This is a genomic window from Maritalea porphyrae, from assembly GCF_030159895.1.
GTDB lineage: Bacteria > Pseudomonadota > Alphaproteobacteria > Rhizobiales > Devosiaceae > Maritalea > Maritalea porphyrae.
In genome coordinates this window covers 343,461-357,751 of sequence record NZ_BSNI01000001.1, presented here as the reverse complement: position 1 = coordinate 357,751, position 14,291 = coordinate 343,461, and the positions used below count along the sequence as shown (strand labels likewise).

General features: G+C 50.2%; 12 protein-coding genes. 4 read left to right on the top strand and 8 right to left on the bottom strand.

All coding sequences use genetic code 11. The features are described from left to right. Positions 1-325 precede the first annotated feature (325 nt). The gene (locus QQL65_RS01805; protein ID WP_284361481.1) at positions 326-1,039 is read right to left on the bottom strand and encodes an MBL fold metallo-hydrolase; all 714 of its coding nucleotides are present in this window, start codon (positions 1,037-1,039) and stop codon (positions 326-328) included. Between the two features lie 136 nt (positions 1,040-1,175). Here QQL65_RS01805 and QQL65_RS01800 point away from each other — a divergent pair, with 136 nt between their 5' ends. Continuing rightward, positions 1,176-1,529: a winged helix-turn-helix transcriptional regulator gene (locus QQL65_RS01800; protein WP_284361479.1), complete on the top strand. Its 354-nt coding sequence runs from the start codon at positions 1,176-1,178 to the stop codon at positions 1,527-1,529. Between the two features lie 55 nt (positions 1,530-1,584). Here QQL65_RS01800 and rpoD read toward each other — a convergent pair whose 3' ends face one another. The 4 genes from rpoD to QQL65_RS01780 all read right to left on the bottom strand — a co-directional run bounded on the left by rpoD (position 1,585) and on the right by QQL65_RS01780 (position 6,751). Then, positions 1,585-3,582 (bottom strand): RNA polymerase sigma factor RpoD, encoded by a 1,998-nt coding sequence (rpoD, locus tag QQL65_RS01795; protein WP_284361477.1) that lies wholly within the window; start codon positions 3,580-3,582, stop codon positions 1,585-1,587. 183 nt (positions 3,583-3,765) lie between these two features. Next, positions 3,766-5,712, bottom strand: coding sequence for a DNA primase (gene dnaG, locus QQL65_RS01790; protein WP_284361475.1), 1,947 nt, complete (start codon positions 5,710-5,712; stop codon positions 3,766-3,768). Positions 5,713-5,778: 66 nt separating this feature from the next. Beyond that, positions 5,779-6,291: a GNAT family N-acetyltransferase gene (locus QQL65_RS01785; protein ID WP_284361471.1), complete on the bottom strand. Its 513-nt coding sequence runs from the start codon at positions 6,289-6,291 to the stop codon at positions 5,779-5,781. Between the two features lie 7 nt (positions 6,292-6,298). Next, entirely contained in the window at positions 6,299-6,751 is a 453-nt protein-coding gene (locus QQL65_RS01780) for a GatB/YqeY domain-containing protein (protein ID WP_284361469.1), read from the bottom strand. 285 nt (positions 6,752-7,036) lie between these two features. On the opposite strand from QQL65_RS01780, the gene carA reads away from it, so the two are divergent. Continuing rightward, positions 7,037-8,212 (top strand): glutamine-hydrolyzing carbamoyl-phosphate synthase small subunit, encoded by a 1,176-nt coding sequence (gene carA / locus QQL65_RS01775; protein WP_284361467.1) that lies wholly within the window; start codon positions 7,037-7,039, stop codon positions 8,210-8,212. A gap of 40 nt (positions 8,213-8,252) precedes the next feature. On the opposite strand, the gene QQL65_RS01770 is transcribed toward carA, so the two are convergent. The 3 genes from QQL65_RS01770 to QQL65_RS01760 all read right to left on the bottom strand — a co-directional run bounded on the left by QQL65_RS01770 (position 8,253) and on the right by QQL65_RS01760 (position 11,439). After that, positions 8,253-9,437 (bottom strand): acyltransferase family protein, encoded by a 1,185-nt coding sequence (locus QQL65_RS01770; RefSeq protein ID WP_284361465.1) that lies wholly within the window; start codon positions 9,435-9,437, stop codon positions 8,253-8,255. Between the two features lie 80 nt (positions 9,438-9,517). After that, positions 9,518-10,438 (bottom strand): KPN_02809 family neutral zinc metallopeptidase, encoded by a 921-nt coding sequence (ypfJ, locus tag QQL65_RS01765; RefSeq protein WP_284361462.1) that lies wholly within the window; start codon positions 10,436-10,438, stop codon positions 9,518-9,520. Positions 10,439-10,494: 56 nt separating this feature from the next. After that, entirely contained in the window at positions 10,495-11,439 is a 945-nt protein-coding gene (locus QQL65_RS01760; protein WP_284361459.1) for a LysR family transcriptional regulator, read from the bottom strand. 86 nt (positions 11,440-11,525) lie between these two features. Between QQL65_RS01760 and QQL65_RS01755 the strand changes: the two genes are divergently transcribed. Both QQL65_RS01755 and QQL65_RS01750 read left to right on the top strand, forming a co-directional pair. Beyond that, positions 11,526-11,972: a cupin domain-containing protein gene (locus QQL65_RS01755; RefSeq protein WP_284361456.1), complete on the top strand. Its 447-nt coding sequence runs from the start codon at positions 11,526-11,528 to the stop codon at positions 11,970-11,972. Between the two features lie 319 nt (positions 11,973-12,291). Next, complete coding sequence (locus QQL65_RS01750) at positions 12,292-14,274, top strand: bifunctional 2',3'-cyclic-nucleotide 2'-phosphodiesterase/3'-nucleotidase (RefSeq protein ID WP_284361454.1); 1,983 nt, start codon at positions 12,292-12,294, stop codon at positions 14,272-14,274. Positions 14,275-14,291 lie beyond the last annotated feature (17 nt).

Here is a 14,291-nt window from a genome sequence, read left to right as displayed (position 1 = left end):
TTTCGTAGCAAGCATTCGCACGCCCTACTCATTTCGTTGCATTTCAAAAGCCCTGTTTATTTGATGGCACCTTTTTGCTCTGAAATTGATTCAACAAACGGCAATAAGCCACTGATTAAGATTCATATTTCGATTTCGCGGCAAATCGCAGTGATTTTTTAGGCTTCAATTCCGACATGAATGACACACAGCCAATTATTTGAGTCATTTGAATCACTTAGACCCAAATCGATCAAACATCCTAGAATGAGAGATCAAATGGAGATTGAACTGCCGTCCTTTTGGGCAATCTCGACAAGCTCAATGCGCTGTTTGGCATCTAAACCTAAAGCGTCTTTAATCGTTTGATATGTCGCTCAATTGCATGAGCGCCCAACTTGAAACCGTGTCCAAGGTGAAATTGTGTTACCCCAGCGCCAAGCAATCGCTCAAGCTCTGTCGCCACTTGTTGAGGTTGCTCTTCAAAAGGGGGCCGTTTAGCAACTCCTGTTGGAATTATCCCACCCAAGCCCAGCCCAGATGCAACCATATCACTGACAAAGGCATTGCCATCCTCCAACACAACCGAGATCGACCCCGGCGTATGGCCGGGCGTCGGTGTGACGTAACCGGGTATGCCATACGGCAATAGATCAAACCGATCATCACCTTGCACAGTGATTTCAGGCTGAAAATAGCTGAAAGGAGATTGCGGCGCACCTGTTTGATAGAGCAATCTGCCAACCCAGCCAGTTGGACACAATTTCATCTTCTCTTCGCCCGCGCAAAACTTCGCTTCGCGCTCATGGATCAACACAGGCGCATTACATAGTTTTCGCAATTTGTCGGCGTTGCCAGCATGGTCAAAATGGCCGTGGGTTACAACGATCAAACTAACATCTGAAAGGGTCAAACCCATTTTTGCGAGCGCGGCGGCAAAACGTGCTTCACAATTTGGCACCCCTGTATCCACTAAAATGGTCCCCATTTCAGATTGAAGAATAAAGGCATTGACCATGCCAAATTTCATCACCGGCACGCGACCAATTTTGTATTTCATTTCCAAGCTCCATTGCGGTAATCGCGGAGACACTAGTCAGAAACAGATCTCACGCAATCCGTTACAATTTTGTGCCCTATGGCAAAACCACTTTGCGTGAAATATATTCATCCGTGAGGCGACTAAAGGAAACGAGATGATTGATCCAGTAGAACTCTATGCAGATGACCCAACAAGCTGCCCCGTGGCCGCCGCCGTCGGGGCATTCTCTGGAAAGTGGAAGCCAATCATATTACATTTGCTGGCTCAGGACGAACTGCATTTTGCCAACATTTGCCGCGCCTTGCCTAAGGCGAGCAAAAAGGTGCTGACAGAACAATTGAGAGAATTGGAAAACGACGGGATCGTTGTGCGACGTCCAACAAACGAAAACCGACCACGTGTCTTCTATTCGCTATCGCGCACCGGCAAAGAATTGGCGCCGATTATGCTGTCCTTATACAAATGGCAAAAAGACCGATCTCAAAAAGAAATGTCGGACGCTGCTTGAGAAACAAAAAAGGGCCCCAGCGGGGCCCTTGATCAATTCAGAACTCAATGCTCGACTAGTTGTCGAGGAATGAGCGCAGCTTGCGACTGCGACTTGGGTGCTTCAACTTACGCAACGCCTTCGCCTCAATCTGACGAATACGTTCGCGCGTAACGCTGAACTGTTGGCCAACTTCTTCCAAAGTATGGTCAGTGTTCATGCCAATACCAAAGCGCATCCGCAACACACGCTCTTCACGAGGCGTAAGCGATGCAAGGACTCGTGTGGTTGTCTCACGCAAGTTCGACTGGATCGCTGCATCAATCGGCTGGATCGCATTGCTATCCGGAATAAAGTCACCAAGGTTGCTATCTTCCTCATCACCAATTGGCGTTTCAAGAGAAATGGGCTCTTTAGCAATTTTGAGAACCTTGCGCACTTTGTCCAAAGGCATTTGAAGCTTTTCGCTCAATTCCTCTGGTGTCGGCTCACGACCAATCTCGTGCAGCATCTGGCGCGACGTGCGGACAATCTTGTTGATTGTCTCAATCATGTGCACCGGAATACGGATCGTACGTGCTTGGTCAGCAATCGAACGCGTAATCGCTTGGCGGATCCACCAAGTCGCATAAGTCGAGAACTTATAACCACGGCGATACTCAAACTTATCAACCGCCTTCATCAAGCCGATATTGCCCTCTTGGATCAAATCCAAGAACTGCAAGCCACGGTTTGTGTATTTCTTCGCGATTGAAATCACCAAACGAAGGTTGGCTTCCACCATTTCCTTCTTAGCAATCGCAGCTTCTCGCTCACCCTTTTGCACTTTGTGCACAAGCTGGCGATATTCAGCAATATCAACGCCTGTTTCTTGCGCTAGAGTTTTGATTTCGTCTCGCAACTCTTCAATCGTGTCACGTTCGGCGATTGCAAAATTCGTCCAGCCCGGTGTTGGAAGCGTCGAGACGCGATCAATCCACTCTGGATCAAGTTCTGAACCCTGATATTGCTCCAAGAAGTCTAGGCGCTTAATGCCATAGCTTTCAGCCAAACGCAGCAGCCGGCCTTCGATGCGTACCAAACTCTTGTTGATGTCATAAAGCTGCTCAACCAACGCTTCGATACGTCCATTGTGTAGTGACAAGGATTTAACTTCCTTGATCACCTCAACGTGCAACGCCGCAAGCTTCTTCTGCTGGGCTGGTGACAACTCTTTGGATGCAAGACGCAATTCAACCTGTTCGTCGTGCAACTTGCGCAATTTCGAATAGGTACTCGCAATCAGATCAAAAATCTCAACGACTTGTGGCTTCAGCTCCGCTTCCATCGCAGACAAAGACAAGTTATTTTCAAACTCGTCATCATCTTCGTCGTCATCGTCGCCGCCTTCGCCCTCTTCGCCTTCAGCTTTTTCATCCGAAGACTCGTTATTTGCGTTTGCGGCCTGATTGTCACTGTGAACGTTTGGTTCAGCTTGCTTGGCGTCTGGGCCAGCATATGTTGCTTCCAAATCGATAATATCGCGCAGCAAAATCTCGCCTTCCGCGAGCTGATCACGCCAAATAATAATCGCCTGGAACGTCAGCGGGCTTTCACACAAGCCTTCGATCATGGTCTCACGACCAGCTTCGATCCGCTTGGCAATCGCAATCTCACCTTCACGGCTCAAAAGCTCAACGGTGCCCATCTCACGCAAATACATGCGAACAGGATCGTCCGTTCGATCGGAACCTTCGCGTGCGTTTGATTTGGACGCAATTGCGGTGCCTGTCGCAACGGCAACTTCTGTGCTGGTTGATTTCGCACGCTGCTCTGCTTCGTGCTCTTCAACTTCATCTTCTTCGATCACAGAAATGCCCATTTCAGAGAGCATTGCCATCACATCTTCGATTTGCTCTGAGGATACTTCGTTAGAAGGCATCACCTCGTTGAGCTCATCATAGGTCACATAGCCGCGTTTTTTCGCGAGCTTGATCATCTTCTTGACCGCGGAAGCGGAAAGATCGAGAAGTGGTCCGTCTTGGCTTTCGCCTGATTCTGGCTTCTCAGTTTCTTTCTGAGCCTTAGTCGCCATTCATGTTCTCCTGAACAGGTAGCCGGCAAAATCGCCGAATATATGTGGTGAGACAATCAAGCCAAGACAAGGTCGATTGCACGATGTTCCAGCAAAGGAATAGACAATCATGCTTATCGTTTCGTTACCAAATGCAACAACTTAACGGTCGATGCACAAAAAACGCCGACCGCAACCCTACTTCTAAAGGTTCCGCGTCGAGCGCCCAGATAACGAACCAAACCCCTCAATCAGAGCCTCAGTGCCATCCACACTGGTAATCTGGTTCTGGATGTCTCGCAGCCTTTCATACGACTCTTCGCTTGGGTCACTGCCCAGCGCCAATTCGGCTGCTTTCAGCTCTCTATTTAATCGATGTGATTTATAATGCAAGGCCAAAGCGTGATTCAATCCAACCTCAGCGTCTTGGCTGTTCGCTTCTGGGGTCACCTGCCAGATACCCTGCTGGCGAACAATGTTGTCAATTTGCCCCAATTCAATCGCGCATCCGCGTCGCTCAAGCACTTCACGAATTGCCTTGCTTTTCATTTCTGGATTGGCCGCAACTTGCGCCATCACCACATCCAACACCTTGCGCGCAGCCGGTGACTGTAGATCAATTTGCGCCAAATCCTCTAGATGCTGTTCTACAAGTTCGGGATGATTGATCAAGCCAACCAAAATAACGGCCTCACGCGATGCAACCCCGCCCATGGAGGCGCTAGAGGACAATGTCTTCTTCAAAGCATTTGAAACCTGATAGCCGCCGCGCCCAGGTCGCGACACACCAGTGCGCCCGCCGCCAGCTCCGCCATCCTTGCGGTAGCCGCTATTGTTGTTTCGCTGCGGACCTGAATATTGGCGCTGTGGGCGGAAGAATTTGTAGAGTTTATCGTTGAAAGCCTGCCCATAATGCTTACGCACAGACTGGTCGGCAATTTCGTTGGCGATGTTTTTGAGTTTGAATTCAAGCGCGGCCTTTGCCTCTGGGGTGTCCACACGCACCCCTCGCGTTTCGCGTTCCCACACAGCTTCTGATAGTGGCACGGCAGAGTTGAGCAATTCCTCAAACCCTTTGCGACCTTCTTTTTGAATCAGATCATCAGGATCAACACCGTCCGGCAACGTCACAATTTTTGATGTCACGCCAGGTTTGAGCATGGGCAGCATAATATCCATCGACTTAGCCGCGGCGCGCTGTCCAGCAGTGTCACCATCAAAACAAAGAACGGGGTCACTGGTCATCTTCCACAACAGACCCAAATGCTCGTCAGTAAGCGCAGTGCCAAGCGGCGCAACCGCGCCTTCAAAGCCCACTTGCACCAATGCGATCACATCCATATAGCCTTCAACCACAATCAGCGGCTTGCCATCATGCGATGCTTGGCGCGCCATTTGCCCGTTATAGAGCGTACGACGTTTGTGAAATAGCTCGGTTTCTGGAGAGTTTAAATATTTGGCACGCGCTTCCGGCGACATAGCACGACCACCGAACGCCACCACTCGGCCACGAAAATCGGAGATTGGGAACATCAGTCGATTTCGAAATCGGTCAAATGGCACCGCAATGTCATCCCCTGCCACCAAAAGACCGCAAGCAATCATCTCGTTTGCGGTTACACCATTCGAAGCAAGATATTCTTTCAAACCGTTGCGGCTGTCTGGTGCAAATCCAAGGCGAAACATTTGCTGGTATTTCGGCAACACGCCCCGTTCATGCAAATAGCCACGCGCCCGCGCGCCCACATTAGCTGCCAATGCCTGCTCAAAATAGCTTGTGGCCAATTCCATGACATCGTAAAGCGACTTACGTTTGCGGTCTCGTGCTTCGGCCTGCGCATCTCGCGCGGGCATCGGAAGTCCAGCTTGCCCTGCAAGTTTTTCAACTGCTTCGGGGAAAGGCATTCCAGCCTTTTCAACCAAGAAGCGGAAATGATCGCCTGACACACCACAACCAAAGCAATGGTAGCGCCCACGCCGGTCATCAGCATGAAAGCTTGGTGTTTTCTCGCCATGGAAAGGACAGCACGCCCAAAAGTCCCCACGTTGCGGTTGAGACTTTTTCTTGTCCCACACCACATGCTCTCCCACCACTTGGGAGATCGAAATTCTGTCACGAATGTCGTCTAGAAACTGATCAGTAAACCGCATGAGCTCAATCTAAAGGTGAAAGCTGTGCAATGGCAATTGCAAAGAAATGCTTGGTAACAGTTTCAATCAATCAAGCCAACGCTCAAACGACACCAGATCACCGCCAAAGCCACGGCGTTCACCACCGCCCTCTTCAGTGTTAAAGCGTTCAAAACCTGCCCGCTCGACAACTTTCGTAGAAGCAAGATTGCTAGTGATAACGCGCGCGATCAAGCGCTTGATATGGTATTCTTTGCAAAGCGCTGCAATCGCGGTTTCAAGCAATTGCCCCGCCAAGCCCTTGCCTGTCCAGCGCTCGGCCAGTCGATAGCCAATTTCGGCTTGATCGCCACCAATGGTGAAATTGATCCGCCCAACAATCTCATCACCGATTACAGCCACGAAATAAAGTCCCTCGCGCTCGAGCATGTCTGTTTTCAAGGCTTCAATGGCACGCGCCATCCCTTGATCAGTGAGCATTTCAAGCGCACGCGGCGGCACAAATTGGCTGAAGTAATCTGCGTTTTCACGTTCAAAAAGCAAAAGCGCCGCACAATGATGCGACGCTACTTTTTCCAAAGCGAACTCAATCTGGTTCATATGTGGTTTAGCCGTTCAAAGCTGCTTTCACGGATTTGGACGCCTGCCCCATATCGATACGACCAGGATATTTGCCTTTGAGCACACCAACAACTTTGCCCATATCGCGCAAACCTTCAGCGCCAGTCTGGGCAATCGCGTCGCTGATTGCAGCTTCAATTTCTTCTTGGCTCAGCGGTTGAGGCAAAAACTCTTGAATAACCGCAATCTCTTCACGCTCTTGCGCGGCCAACTCTTCGCGACCATTTTCAGCATAAACTGTTGCTGACTCTTCGCGCTGTTTCACCATTTTTTGCATGATTTGCAAAATTTGCTCGTCGCTCACCGGCTCTTTGCCTTGGCCGCGTGCTTCAATGTCCCGATCTTTAATCGCAGCATTGATCAAACGGTAGGTGCCAGTTCGGCGCGTATCGCGCGCTTTGATGGCCTCTTTAAGCGCTAGGCTGATTTTATCTCGCATATTCTCGCAAAATTCCCTGATGATTTACGGTGTGGTTATAACCAAGCTGGACGCCAATGCCAATTTTTTCTTTGCTCGACAAGTTAACCATCTGATTTCCCACACTTTAATCTTTATCTCGAATCTGTTGACCTATGCCCCTTTCTCAAATAGTGTCCGCCCGATCCGGACCAGTTTAAGCGCAACGGGCCTTCAGGCATGCGCTAACGCACATCCAAGCGTAAAAAACAGGTCCTCGGATCGGTCAAATTTACGCCCATAAATGAAGCGTCAAAAGGATTTGAGATGACCGGCTGGCAGGAAGAAAAAACCACTGCACTTCTGATTTTGGAAAACGGGATGCGCATTGAAGGGCGCGGCCTTGGCGCGACTGGACATGCTGTAGCTGAAGTTTGCTTCAACACCGCAATGACCGGCTACCAAGAAATCCTCACTGACCTTTCTTATGCAGGGCAAATCGTCACCTTCACATTCCCACATATTGGCAATGTGGGCGCAAACGATGAAGACATCGAAACGCTTGAGAATGCGAGCGGTTCAGGCGCGGTAGGATGTGTGCTTAAGGCAGACATCACCAACCCGTCCAACTATCGCTCAGCCAAGCACCTAGATGCGTGGCTTAAAGAAAAAGGCATCATTGGTATCGCAGGCGTTGATACCCGCGCTCTTACCGCGCTTATTCGCGAAGAAGGCCTGACAAACGGCGTCATTGCACACGCACCGGACGGTGTGTTTGACGAAGAAGCAATCCGCAACGCACTTGCAGGCTTTAAAGGCTTGGAGCATGCCGATTTGGCGGCCGATGTTTCAACGGCAAAAACCTACGAATGGAAGCAAGGTCGTTGGGTTTGGAATGAAGGCTTTTCGGCAATCGACAATCCAAAGAACCACATCGTGGCAATCGACTATGGCGCCAAGGCAAACATCTTGCGCTGCCTAGCGCACGAAGACGTCACCGTGACCGTTGTGAGCGCCTCAACACCTGCCAAAGATATTCTAGCGTTCAATCCAGATGGTATCTTTTTGTCCAACGGCCCTGGTGATCCAGCGGCAACAGGCGAGTATGCAGTTGGTATCGTCAAAGAACTGGTGGATAGCGGCAAGCCAATGTTTGGCATTTGCCTTGGCCACCAGATATTGGCGCTCGCTCTGGGCGGCAAAACGGTGAAGATGCACCAAGGTCACCACGGCGCGAACCACCCTGTGAAAGACCTTACAACGGGCAAAGTTGAAATCACTTCAATGAACCATGGTTTTGCCGTGGATGCAGACAGCCTACCGGCGGGCATCAACCAGACCCACATCTCATTGTTCGATCAGTCCAACTGTGGTCTGGCGGTAGAGGGGAAACCAATCTTCTCAGTGCAATATCACCCAGAAGCATCGCCGGGCCCGCATGACAGCCACTATCTGTTCAAACGCTTTTTGGACAATGTGCGGAGCGTAAAAGCTGACGCTTAAAGCCTAGCTCGACTGCTGAAACGAATTGATGGGTGAAAGTCTATATGAGACTTTCGCCCATTTTCTTTGGCAGGCGTGCAGTAAACAACCGAAGCGCCGCCATGAACCACGCTTCTGCGGTTTTACGGAAACGCCACTCAAACAATTTTGAAAACATCGCCGCTGCAGCATAAGTCATCCCCATTGCAATTATGACGCTGAGCCAATACGGCAATGCGGGGTTAAGTGCTTCGAGCAACAAGAAGCCAAGATTTTCGTGTAACAAATACCAAGAAAAGCTAAGAAGACCGATATGAGCCAACCCGTTGCTCAGAAATGGCATGTGCGGCAATCGCCAACCCACACAGTAGGCGCAGAAGATACCAATTAGCCCGACAACGATTAGTCCGGTCGACACAGAACTGGCCGACAACAATGTCGCATCACCTTCTGCAGATGTCACCACAACGATGACAAAACACAGCGCTGCTAGCTGCCAAAACAGGCCAGCAAACGCCTCTGGCGAGCGCTTAAGCTGAACCCCGACAACGCCAACAGCAAAGAATGGCATAAATGGCGCAATCAGTGTCTTTTGCAGCATAGTGGCCAATTTGCCCATGGTCGCAATGTCTGAGCTTGCCAGCTCGACCAACAGCCATGCTGTTCCTAGAGCCAAAGCCGCATACGAAAACAACCGCGCAAGTTTTTCGCCCTGCTTAAAAACGAGCGCCATTATCGCGATCATCACATAAAACTGCACTTCAACGGTGATCGACCAGAATGACCCATTCACCCATTCAAATATCCCACCAAGCAAAACCAAATTCCCGACCAAATCGACAATACTGGGCGCCGTTTCTCGGTAAGAAAATTCTGGCAGCAAGGGCAATCCAAAGACTTGGTCTAAAGCAAACAGCAAAACCGCAGCCGCTAAAAATGCGGGGTAAATTCTGGAAAACCGTTTGGCCAGAAACGATCCGATTGACTTCGCCTTTTCAAGGGTAAAGAAGATACAAAAGCCAGAAATAATGAAAAAGAAATAGACGCCAATCCAACCAAATTCAAATGGCACAACGGCGTATGGCACCGCGCCAAAAACTTCGCTCGGCAGCCGGGTGGTATAGTGGAATAGAACCACCATCAAAACCGCAGCGGCCCGAAAAATATCAAGCGTTTGATCGCGATTTTGAGGCTTCTCAGCATTGTTTAGCGTTTTGTGCGCAATTGGTTTTGCAAAGTTTGCCAACGACAGTTCCTTCCATACTCAACTGCCATTGAGTACGAAAAGAGCGAGCGTACAATCTTTAGCTTCTATTAACCTTAACCCTAAAGCCGCTCAGCACTGAAGGTGTCGCATTGTCCAACATTGCCTGAACTAAACCCTCTTTCGAACCACCGCTGCCGTTGCTCGGACGTGCCATGATTGAAATTCTTGGGCACAACAAAGCCTTGGCTCCGCATTTGGATAGCATCATCACCAATCTGTTCGGCAGCGTTCAAGGCTTCCGCAATATCGCCACGCTCGAGTAAATTCATCTCCCCAACATAGTTAGCCCAAACGCCGGCATAACAATCAGCTTGTAGCTCAACCCGCACCGAATAGGCGTTGGCTTCAACTTGGCTCATCGCCCGTCGTTGTTGATTAAACTCAGGCAGCACTCCGGTGAGTTGCTGAATATGGTGCCCTACTTCATGCGCCAAAACATACGCTTGGGCGAAATCGCCTCCAGCGCCGAACTGGCGTCGCAGCTGATCGTAGAAGCCTAAATCCAAATAGATTTTTTCGTCCGCCGGACAATAAAATGGCCCCGTCTGCGCGCTTGCTGTTCCGCAAGGAGATGAAGTTGAACCTGAAAATATCACCAAGACGGGCGCTCGATAGGACAAATCATTTTGTTCGAAAACCAAGGACCACAACTTTTCAGTTTCGTTTAGATTGACCGCAACAAAGTCAAACAATTCATCCTGCCCAGCATTCGGCAATGGCCGATTATCTGTCGGGCGCGAACTATAAGTTTCTCCAGTGCCAATGGATCCCTCCAACAGGCTCAAGGGGTTGATGCCAAGCGCCATCGAAATCACGACAAAAACAACCAAAATAAGCAAGCCGCCTGCACCGCCCTTGCCCGCCCGGCCGCGCGGCATCGGAATGCGCGCGCGTCTTCCCGTGGAACGGTTATTTGGTCGGCTGCGACGACCGCGCCTGTCTTCGATGTTGGAGCTGCGATCCCGACCTCGCCACTTCATAAACCTATGCCCACGTAATTTGTTGGTCCGAATCTCGTTTTAACACAAACGACGCATTATCCCAGATCGCGTGTATTGAGCGGTGTTAAAATCTCAAGGATAAGTTCTCTGAACCACTTGTGAGCGGGAGAAAGCGTCTCACGACGGTGCCAAACCATATATAAAGTCGCAGGTTCAATTGCCACCGGAGGTCGATAGATATTGAACCCCATTTGTGGCGCCAACTGTTCTGCCAACCTTTGCGGCACGAGTGCAATATTCTCACTGCCAGCAACAGCCTGACACACCCCAGCAAAAAACGGCATGGTCATCACAACGTCGCGTGACCGACCAACAGCTTCAAGGGCCTTATCGCCCTGTGCACTTAGTCGTCCTTCGGGAGAAAACAAAATGTGCTTTAGCCTGCAAAACAAATCCAACGGCATCACCGTTCCGCTTTCAACTTTGCTTTCGGTCACCAATTGATTGCCGTTTCGCGCAATAACCACATAGTCAGAAACAAATGCAGGTGTGAAATCGCACCATTCAGGACATTTGGCATCGGGAATGAGCGCCAAATCAATTTCATATCGCTCCAGCGTGGCGATGTAATTGTCAGGCACCAAATCAACCAATTGCGCACGCATTCTGGGCGCATCTCGTCCAAGCCGCGCAGCAAGCTGCGGCATCAACATGGTGGCAAAAAAATCAGCACCGGAGATTTTGAATAAATTATCGGCTTGTTGCGGGTCAAAAACGGAAGGCCCAGAAAGGATGCGTTGCAGGTCGTCTAACGCCGCGCGCAGCGGCATTTCGAGTGATTTCGCATAGCGCGTCGGCCGCAGCCTCTGCCCATGTCGAACAAATAACGGGTCATCCAAAGTAACGCGCAAACGCCCTAACGCCGCGGACACGGCGGGTTGAGACAAGCCTATTCGCTTGCCGGCAGCCACAGTGCTTCCCTCTCGCAACAGAGCATCAAGCACCCGCAATAGGTTCAAATCCAAGCTAGATAAATTCATCCCTTGGATATTAAATATACAAAATATGCGTTTTTCAAATAAATAGTTCTCGGCCTAGCCTTTGTTTCTCAAAGGAGGATGAGAAAATGGACAACGGACTGCAAGGGCCAGGCGTACTCGACTGGAACGGGACGAAATACAAAACGCTACTGTCAAAAGAACAAACCGACGGAAAAATCTCCGTCGTCGATAGCCTCTCGCCAGTTGGATCTGGTCCACCTAAACACATTCACCACAACGAAGATGAAACCTTCTTCATGATCTCAGGGAAGTGTGAGGTTTGGATTGAGGGCACCACAACCGAACACGGTCCCGGCGAAGCGGTCTTTATCCCGCGCGGCAAAGAGCACACGTTTCGTGTGATCGGGGATGAACCTTCAAGGCATTTGGTCATACTAAACCCCGGTGGATTTGAGGGTTTCTTTGCCGCCATGGCGGACGGACAATATCAAGTGCCCGACGATATGCCCACAATCAATGCGTTCGCAGAAAAGTACAATATGACCTTCACAGGTCCGCCGCTCGGCGCGTAAACAGCGGCAACACTCCAAGCAAGAACAACCCCTCGTTCTTGCTTGGATCATTTTCACAAAACTGTCGCGAAAATGCCCACAAAGCGCAACATTTCCAAAATAGAAACGCCCCGCAACAAGGGGATATACACATGCGCTGTAAAAATATTTTACCATTCGGTCTAAATATGACACACTCCGCTGGTCGCGCAAATCTTCTGCGACCAATAGGTGGCGAGACGCAAATAATAGCGTCCGAGCAATCCCATTTTTCTGCCCCACCCATAAGTGCGCCGAACCAACCGCACAGATTTTCAAAAGGCATAAGCGGAGGACTATAATGTCACTACTCAACTCTATATCTCGGCGATCTTTTTTAGCGGGTTCCGCAAGCGCGGGCGCATTGATCGCTATGCATCCATTTGCGGCCATGGCCAGCAATAACCAGGCTCATTTGCGTCTGATGGAAACAACAGACATTCACGTGAGCATTCACCCCTACGACTACTACGCGGATCGGCCGAACGACACGATGGGCTTGGCCCGAACTGCGTCACTCATCAATGACGTGCGCGCCGAAGCGACGAACTCCATGTTGGTCGACAATGGAGATCTCATCCAAGGAAACCCAATGGGCGACTATGTCGCTTATGAACGTGGTTTCAAAGAAGGTGACTTACACCCGATGATCGAAGCCATGAACACGCTTGGTTACGACATTGCAACGGTGGGCAACCACGAATTCAACTACGGCCTGAGCTTTTTGGATAAAGCACTTGCCGGCGCCTCTTTCCCGTTTGTCAGTGCAAACATTGTGATGGGCACGGTCTTGGGTGAAGACCCAACCAAGGACAAAACCTTACTGCCACCATTCAAGATTCTCGAACGGGAAATCACCGATGGTTCAGGCAACAAACGCCCAATCAAAATCGGCTTTATTGGCTTTGTACCGCCGCAAATCATGGTGTGGGATTTCCAACACCTAAACGGCAAAGTCACCACTCGTGACATCGTGCAAACGGCAGAAGCCTATGTGCCATTGATGAAGGAACAAGGCGCTGATCTCATCGTTGCCCTATCTCACTCTGGCATTGATGGTTCAGGCCAAACAGACATGATGGGCAACGCTTCGCTCTATCTTGCAGGTGTTGAAGGCATTGATGTTGTGTTCACCGGGCATCACCACAATGTGTTCCCAAGCTCTCAATATGACGGCATTGAAGGTGTCGACACTGCAAAAGGCACATTGATGGGCAAGCCTGCCGTGATGGCCGGCTTCTGGGGCTCGCATATGGGCTTGATCGATTTGCTGATTGAACATGACGGCAATGAGTGGAAAATCATCTCACATAGCTCAGAAGCAAGGCCAATTTCGGAGCGCATTGAGCGCAAGGTCAATCCGCTTGTGGAAAGCGATGCTGCGGTTCTCGCCTCGGTGCAAAAAACCCACGACGAAACCCTTGAATATGTGCGCACAGCCGTTGGTCAAACTGATGCAAAATTGCATTCCTATTTTGCCCTTGTGGCAGATGACCCATCGGTTCAAATCGTATCTCAAGCCCAAATCTGGTACACCGAGCAAATGATGCGTGGCACAGAATGGGAAGGCCTGCCGATCCTATCTGCGGCGGCACCATTTAAGGCCGGCGGTCGTGGTGGCCCAGACTATTACACTGACGTCCCGGTTGGTCCCGTGGCCATCAAAAACGTAGCCGACCTATATCTCTATCCAAACACAGTGCGGGCGGTGCTGGTAACGGGTGCAGGCATCAAAGAATGGCTTGAGCGTTCAGCAGGCATTTTCAATCAAGTAGAACCTGGCAAAACCGACCAACCATTGGCCAACCCCGAGTTCCCATCATACAATTTTGATGTGATCGACGGCGTCACCTACAAAATTGATATTTCGCAACCATCAAAATATCCACCGCGTGGTGGCGAAGCGATTAACCCAGATGCGAACCGCATTGTGGATTTGCGCTACAATGGTGAACCAATTGATATGGACCAAAAGTTTGTGGTTGCAACCAATAACTATCGCGCAGGCGGCGGTGGTTCATTCCCAGGCTTGGGTGAAGATGCCATCATCTTTGTTGGGCCAGATACAAACCGCGATGTAATCGTGCGTTACATCGTCGAAAAAGGCACAATCAACCCAAGTGCGGACAGCAACTGGTCACTCGCACCATTACCTGGCACCTCGGTGCTGTTTGAAACTGGTCCAAAGGCGAAAGAGCACTTGAGCGATGTCACCGCTGTAGACATTGAATATGCGGGTGAAGCAGAAAGCGGCTTCGGTCGGTATCGGATTAAGCTCGACTAAATGTGATTTGAGGGGAG

Bases quoted from the DNA above. Each gene is read 5' to 3' on its own strand.
- dnaG (WP_284361475.1), bottom strand. From the start codon at position 5,712: ATGCGGTTTACTGATCAGTTTCTAGACGACATTCGTGACAGAATTTCG.
- QQL65_RS01785 (WP_284361471.1), bottom strand. From the start codon at position 6,291: ATGAACCAGATTGAGTTCGCTTTGGAAAAAGTAGCGTCGCATCATTGT.
- QQL65_RS01755 (WP_284361456.1), top strand. From the start codon at position 11,526: ATGGACAACGGACTGCAAGGGCCAGGCGTACTCGACTGGAACGGGACG.
- QQL65_RS01800 (WP_284361479.1), top strand. From the start codon at position 1,176: ATGATTGATCCAGTAGAACTCTATGCAGATGACCCAACAAGCTGCCCC.
- QQL65_RS01805 (WP_284361481.1), bottom strand. From the start codon at position 1,039: ATGAAATACAAAATTGGTCGCGTGCCGGTGATGAAATTTGGCATGGTC.
- ypfJ (WP_284361462.1), bottom strand. From the start codon at position 10,438: ATGAAGTGGCGAGGTCGGGATCGCAGCTCCAACATCGAAGACAGGCGC.
- QQL65_RS01750 (WP_284361454.1), top strand. From the start codon at position 12,292: ATGTCACTACTCAACTCTATATCTCGGCGATCTTTTTTAGCGGGTTCC.
- rpoD (WP_284361477.1), bottom strand. From the start codon at position 3,582: ATGGCGACTAAGGCTCAGAAAGAAACTGAGAAGCCAGAATCAGGCGAA.
- QQL65_RS01780 (WP_284361469.1), bottom strand. From the start codon at position 6,751: ATGCGAGATAAAATCAGCCTAGCGCTTAAAGAGGCCATCAAAGCGCGC.
- QQL65_RS01760 (WP_284361459.1), bottom strand. From the start codon at position 11,439: ATGAATTTATCTAGCTTGGATTTGAACCTATTGCGGGTGCTTGATGCT.
- carA (WP_284361467.1), top strand. From the start codon at position 7,037: ATGACCGGCTGGCAGGAAGAAAAAACCACTGCACTTCTGATTTTGGAA.